The organism is Achromobacter semiaridum (assembly GCF_053543755.1).
Genome location: NZ_JBLVOL010000076.1, coordinates 1 through 6,065 on the forward strand (window position 1 = coordinate 1; position 6,065 = coordinate 6,065).

Annotated in this window: 6 protein-coding genes; 4 read left to right on the forward strand and 2 right to left on the reverse strand. The window is 65.2% G+C overall.

Annotation, left to right across the window (positions count from 1 at the left end; translation table 11 throughout):
• Both glpK and ACNPP0_RS20300 read right to left on the reverse strand, forming a co-directional pair.
• On the reverse strand, positions 1 to 1,520 hold a 1,520-nt coding region (gene glpK, locus ACNPP0_RS20295; protein WP_448706836.1), incomplete at its 3' end, for a glycerol kinase GlpK.
• Complete coding sequence (locus ACNPP0_RS20300) at positions 1,507 to 2,961, reverse strand: DHA2 family efflux MFS transporter permease subunit (protein WP_332612363.1); 1,455 nt, start codon at positions 2,959 to 2,961, stop codon at positions 1,507 to 1,509. The genes ACNPP0_RS20300 and glpK, both read right to left, overlap by 14 nt.
• A gap of 99 nt (positions 2,962 to 3,060) precedes the next feature.
• Here ACNPP0_RS20300 and ACNPP0_RS20305 point away from each other — a divergent pair, with 99 nt between their 5' ends.
• From ACNPP0_RS20305 to ACNPP0_RS20320, 4 genes are all read left to right on the forward strand, one after another.
• Entirely contained in the window at positions 3,061 to 3,249 is a 189-nt protein-coding gene (locus ACNPP0_RS20305) for a DUF3460 family protein (RefSeq protein WP_046807375.1), read from the forward strand.
• A 17-nt stretch (positions 3,250 to 3,266) separates the two neighbouring features.
• A complete protein-coding gene (locus ACNPP0_RS20310) occupies positions 3,267 to 4,157 on the forward strand; it encodes a segregation and condensation protein A (RefSeq protein ID WP_046807376.1) in 891 nt (296 codons plus the stop codon).
• A 36-nt stretch (positions 4,158 to 4,193) separates the two neighbouring features.
• Complete coding sequence (gene panC, locus ACNPP0_RS20315) at positions 4,194 to 5,048, forward strand: pantoate--beta-alanine ligase (RefSeq protein WP_448706837.1); 855 nt, start codon at positions 4,194 to 4,196, stop codon at positions 5,046 to 5,048.
• Positions 5,049 to 5,175: 127 nt separating this feature from the next.
• Positions 5,176 to 6,018: a response regulator transcription factor gene (locus ACNPP0_RS20320; protein WP_448706838.1), complete on the forward strand. Its 843-nt coding sequence runs from the start codon at positions 5,176 to 5,178 to the stop codon at positions 6,016 to 6,018.
• Positions 6,019 to 6,065: the final 47 nt, after the last annotated feature.

The following is a 6,065-nucleotide window of genomic DNA, read 5'->3' on the forward strand; positions in this document are numbered from 1 at the left end:
CCGGGGGGCGCGCTCCAACCTTTGGATAGGTCCACGGCTTGGCGCCAGCGTTTCATTCTGGCGTCGCGTACGGCTTGGGGCCAGGTGGGGGTGAAGGTGCGTTCGGCCTGCCATTTGGAGGCGAATTCTTCCAGGTGGCTCCAGAAGCCTACCGCCAGGCCGGCCAGGCCCGCGGCGCCCAGGGCCGTCGATTCGGGCACGCGGGGGCGCACGACGGGGACGCCTAGCAGGTCGGCTTGCATTTGCATCAGCAGGTCGTTGCGGGCGGCGCCGCCGTCTACGCGCAGTTCGGTCAGCGCGATGCCGCTGTCGCCATTCATGCAGGTCAGCAACTCGGCGCTTTGCAGGGCAATGGATTCCAGCGTGGCGCGGGCGATGTGGGCCCGGGTGGTGCCGCGGGTCAGCCCGACCAGGGTGCCGCGGGCGTAGGGGTCCCAGTGGGGGGCGCCCAGGCCGGCGAAGGCGGGCACCATGAAGACGTCGTCGGTGTCGGAGACGCTGGCGGCCAGGGATTCGATTTCTTCGGAGCGTTGGATGATGCCCAGGCCGGCGCGCAGCCATTGCACGGCGGCGCCGGCGACGAAGACGCCGCCTTCCAGCATGTAGGTGGGCTTCCAGTTGCCCGCGCCGGCTTGGGGCAGGCCCCAGCCTACGGTGGACAGCAGGTGGTTCTTGGACTGCACCGGTTGGTCGCCCACATTCATCAGCATGAAGCAGCCGGTGCCGTAGGTGTTCTTTGCCATGCCGGGCGTAAAGCAGGCCTGGCCGAAGGTGGCGGCCTGCTGGTCGCCGGCCACGCCCGCGATGGGGATCGAACCGCCCAGCCATTCGGGCAGGGCGTCGCCCACGACGGCGCTGCTGGGCGCGATCTTGGGCAGTACGCTGCGCGGGATGTTCAGCAAGGCCAGGATGTCGTCGTTCCAGTCTTGCGTGTGCAGGTCGAACAGCATGGTGCGCGATGCGTTGCTGCAATCGGTGCTGTGCACGGCGCCGCCCGTCAGTTGCCAGATCAGCCAGGTGTCGACGGTGCCGAATGCCAGTTCGCCGCGTTCGGCCATCTTGCGGGCGCCCGGCACGTGGTCCAGCAGCCAGGCAAGCTTGGTGCCGGAGAAGTAGGCGTCCACGACCAGGCCGGTGCGCGATTGCAGGAAGTCGGCGTGACCATCACGGCGCAACTGGTCGCACAGGGGGGCGGTGCGGCGGTCTTGCCAGACGATGGCGCGGGCTAGCGGGCGGCCGGTGGCGCGTTCCCAGATCAGCGTGGTTTCGCGTTGGTTGGTGATGCCGATGGCGGCCACGTCGGCGGCGGTGGCGCCGGCATTGCGCAGGGCTTCGCGGGCCACGTCCAGCTGGCTGTGCCAGATTTCGTTGGCGTCGTGTTCAACCCAGCCGGGCCGGGGATAGTGCTGGCGGAATTCACGCTGGCCGACGCCGCGGACCACGCATTCGCGGTCGAATACGATGGCCCGGGAGCTGGTCGTGCCCTGGTCCAGGGCTAGGACAAATTCATTCGTCGTCACTGTTTTTGGCGCCGTTCAGGTGTGCCCCGGCTAGCGGATCGAGGCGTCTAAAAGAAAGGGTCGAGGCCATGCACATCAGCCCGATGACGATAAAGCCGGCGACGACGTCGCTGATCGCCAGCGTGTCGGCACCGCGCAACGTCATGCTGACGTTCAGCGTTACCGCGGCCACTCCTACGCCCAGGCTGATGCCCAGTTGCTGCGCCATGGCGGCAAAGCTGCTGGCGCGGCTCATCTGGGACGGCGGGATGTCGGCATAGGTTAGCGTATTTACCCCGGTGAATTGCAGCGACCGGAAGAAGCCGCCGACAAGCAAAATGGCGATCATCAGCCACACCGGCGTGGTGGGCGTGAAGGTGGCGCAGACCATGATGAACACGCCGGTCAATAGCGCATTCACGGTCAGCACGCGGCGGAAACCGAAGTGCCGAACGATGGGCGTGGCCACGAACTTCATCAGCAGGGCGCCGGCGGCGCTGGCAAAGGTGATAAGGCCCGCTGAAAACGGGGACAGGCCAAAACCGACTTGCAGCAGCATGGCCAGCAAGAAGGGGGTGGCGCCCACGGCAAAGCGGCACAGGTTGCCGCCCAGCGTCGAAATGGCAAAGGTGGGAATCCGCATCAAGGACAGGTCGATGATGGGGTGGTCGATGCGCCGGGCGTGCCAGGCGTACAGGAAACCGCACGCGGCGCCCACGGCGATCAGGCCCAGCAGCATGGGCAGCGGCATGACGTCGCGGCCGATGGCTTCAAAGCCGCTGACCAGCGCGGCCAGGCACACCGCGCTGAGCAGAAAGCCCAGCCAGTCCAGGCGCGGGGCGGATTCTTCCTTGATTTCAGACACATAGCGCAGCACCAGCGCAATGCCCAACACGCCGATGGGGATGTTGATCAGGAAAATCCAGTGCCACGACATGTAGGTGACCATGAAGCCGCCCAGCGGGGGGCCGATCACCGGGCCCAGCAGGGCTGGGATGGATAAAAACGACATGGCCTTGAGCAGGTCCTGTTTGGGCACGGTGCGCAGCAGGATGATGCGGCCCACGGGCACCATCATGGCGCCGGCCATCCCCTGGACGATGCGGGCCACCACCAGTTGGGGCAGGTCCTGCGACAGGGCGCACGCGACGGAACTCAGGGTGAACAGGCCAATGGCGGCAACGAATACGCGGCGGGCACCGTAGCGGTCGGCCGCCCAGCCGCTGACCGGCACGAACACGGCCACGGCCAGCAGGTAGGACGTAATGGCCACGTTCAGCCGCACGGGGGTGGACCCCAAGGCCCGGGCCATGGCGGGCAGCGCGGTGGCCACGACCGTGGCGTCCAGCATCTGCATGAACAGCGCGCAGCCGACGATGAAGGGAATCATGCGCGCTGCGCGCACCGCATCCGGGGTTGTAGGGGGTGCGGGATTGGCTGCGGCGGCGGATTCGGCTGACATGGCGGGAGGGGGCGTTGGGTGCCTGACGATTGTAACGCCGGGGAAATGGCCCCGCGTGAAGTAAACTCGACGGATCTGCAACCTACTGAAATTGGCGTCATGGCGACCAACTACGAATCCGAGATCACCCTTTTCCTGAAAGACTTCAAGCAGTCGCACCCTGGCACGGAAGAACGCCAGCGTGAAGGCCGCGCCCGTCTTTGGGACAAACCGCAAGATCCGGAACTGCTCGAAGGCTTCCGCGCGGCCCGCGTGCCGCAAAAACCGTACGTGTATTCGGCAGACTGATTCCCGTTGCGACAGACATGTCCCGTAACCCTTCAGTCCCTGGCGAGGCACTGGCCAAGCTAGTGGAACCGCCTGTGGACAGCACGCCAGACACCGTCGATAGCGTGGCGTTCGCGCGCCTGTACGGCGAGCCGCTGTTCCAGATGCCGACGGATCTGTACATTCCGCCGGACGCGCTGGAGGTGTTTCTTGAGGCGTTCGAAGGGCCGCTGGACCTGTTGCTCTACCTGATCCGCAAGCAGAACTTCAACGTTCTGGACATCCCGATGGCGGATGTCACGCGGCAGTACCTGTCTTATGTGGACCAGATCCGCATCACCAATCTAGAGCTGGCCGCCGAATATCTGCTGATGGCGGCCATGCTGATCGAGATCAAGTCGCGCATGCTGCTGCCGGTCAAGAAGACCGACACCGGCGAAGAGCCCGAAGACCCGCGCGCCGAACTCGTACGCCGCCTGCTTGAATACGAGCAGATGAAGCTGGCCGCGCAAAAGCTGGACAAGCTGCCCCAGCTGGGCCGCGATTTTGTCAGCAGCCAGGCCGTCGCCGATCTTAGCGTTGAACGCATGATGCCCGAGGTCAGCGTGGACGATCTGCGTCTGGCCTGGGCTGACATCATGAAGCGGGCCAAGCTCAACCAGCACCATCACATCACGCGTGAACAGCTGTCGGTGCGCGACCACATGACGCATATCCTGCGGCGCCTGAACGATGTGCGCTTCATGGAATTTGGCGATCTGTTCATGGAGCGCGTCCGCGAAGGCGCGCCGGCGGCGGTGGTCGTCGTGCATTTCATCGCCATGCTGGAGCTGGCTCGTGAATCCCTGCTGGAAATCACGCAGGCCGAGCCTTACGCGCCCATCTATGTCCGCCTGGCTTACACCAGCGTGGCGGCGGTCGCGGCCTGATCCCGACCGGGCTGCCCCCAACCCCGGAGAGTTCACTTGAAAGTCGTACACACCATCCAGGAATTGCGCGATCACCTGCGCGGCCAGAACCGCGTGTCGTTCGTGCCCACGATGGGCAATCTGCACGAAGGCCACCTGTCGCTGATGAAGCTGGCGCGCCAGCACGGCGACCCTGTTGTCGCCAGCATCTTCGTGAACCGGCTGCAATTCGGTCCCAACGAGGACTTCGACCAATACCCGCGCACGCTGGCGGCCGACATTGAAAAGCTGGAACAGGCGCGCGACGTCTACGTGCTGTTCGCGCCGAATGAGCGCGAGATGTATCCCGAGCCGCAGAACTACCGTGTGCAGCCGCCGGACGATCTGGGCGACATCCTGGAAGGCGAGTTCCGTCCGGGTTTCTTCGAGGGCGTCAGCACGGTGGTGCTCAAGCTGTTCTCGTGCGTGCAGCCGCGCGTGGCCGTTTTCGGCAAGAAGGACTACCAACAGTTGATGGTCGTGCGCAATATGTGCCGCCAGTTCCAGCTGCCGGTCGAGGTGCTGGCGCATGAAACGGTGCGCGCGGACGACGGTTTGGCGCTGTCCTCGCGCAACCGCTACCTGACCCCCGAAGAGCGGGCCGAAGCGCCTGCGTTGTATGCGGGCTTGCAGAAGATCGGTCACCGCCTGACCCAGGGCGAGCGCAATGCCGAAGCCCTGGAGCGCGACGCCATCGACGAGCTGACTCGGCGCGGCTGGAAGGTGGACTACGTGGCGCTGCGCCGCCAGCGCGATCTGAAGCGCCCGGAAGCCGCTGACTTGCAGGCCGGTGAGCCGGTCGTGGTGCTGGCCGCCGCGAAACTGGGCGCGACGCGTCTGATCGACAACCTGGAATTGGCCTACACGGCCTGATCCCGCGTAACCAGGGTAGGGGCCGCAGATTGCGGTATCCCGACCCCTGACAGAATTGCTAGCTTTCGCCGTTTTTAGGGGGAGGGCAGACTTCTTGTAATCCTACATTGCAAAAAAGAGTCGCCCCATGCGTGTTCCCCGTCCCGACCTTGATGTGGCGCTTGCCGCCTTGACGCCCCGCGAAAAGCAGATCGTCGACTATGTGGCGGCCGGCAGGCCGAACAAAGTGATCGCCATCGACCTGGGCATTTCGCTGCGTACGGCTGAAGCCCATCGCGCCCGCATCTTCGCCAAACTGAACACCCGCAACGCCATGGAGCTGGCCTGCCGCCTGTGCGCCCACGGCCGTTCCGGGGCGTCGCCTATTCTTGAGGCCGCGGCGGTGGACGCGGCGTTGGCCGCGGGGTGGCGTGCTGAGTGGGGCCCTGAGCCGGGCGCTGAATGGGGCGCGGCTACGGCTTCACGACCCGCGCCGGGTATGGCTGGGAACCGGCCGATGAATGGCCCGACAAGTGGCTCGATAGGTGGCCCGATTGGCGGCCCGATAGGTGGCCGGACAAGTGGGCTGAACAGTGGGCTGACAAGTGGGCTGACAAGTGGGCTGAACAGTGGGCTGACAAGTGAGCTGACCAGTGCACTGACAAGTGGGCCGACCAGTGGACTGACAAGCGGGCTGACGAATGTTCTGACGAAGCCGCCGACGAGTCCGCCGTCCGACCGCGCGACAGGCAGCGTGTCGGCGCAGGCGACGGAAAGGCCTCTCGGGACGCCCGCCGACGCAAATTTGTCCATCGGCTCGCAGCCGATCGTCCCCGGCATTTATTCCGCCGCCATGTTTCCCACTATGGCGTCCAGCACGACGTTGCACGAACCACCGCTGGAATATGGCGTTGATCCCGCACTCGTTGATGACTCGACGGACGATGCCGCGGATGACCCGGCGGACGACTCTGCGGACGATGACGATTAGCCTGCGCGCGGGTCCCGAAAAAACGCCGGGCCCGCGAACAAGGTGTT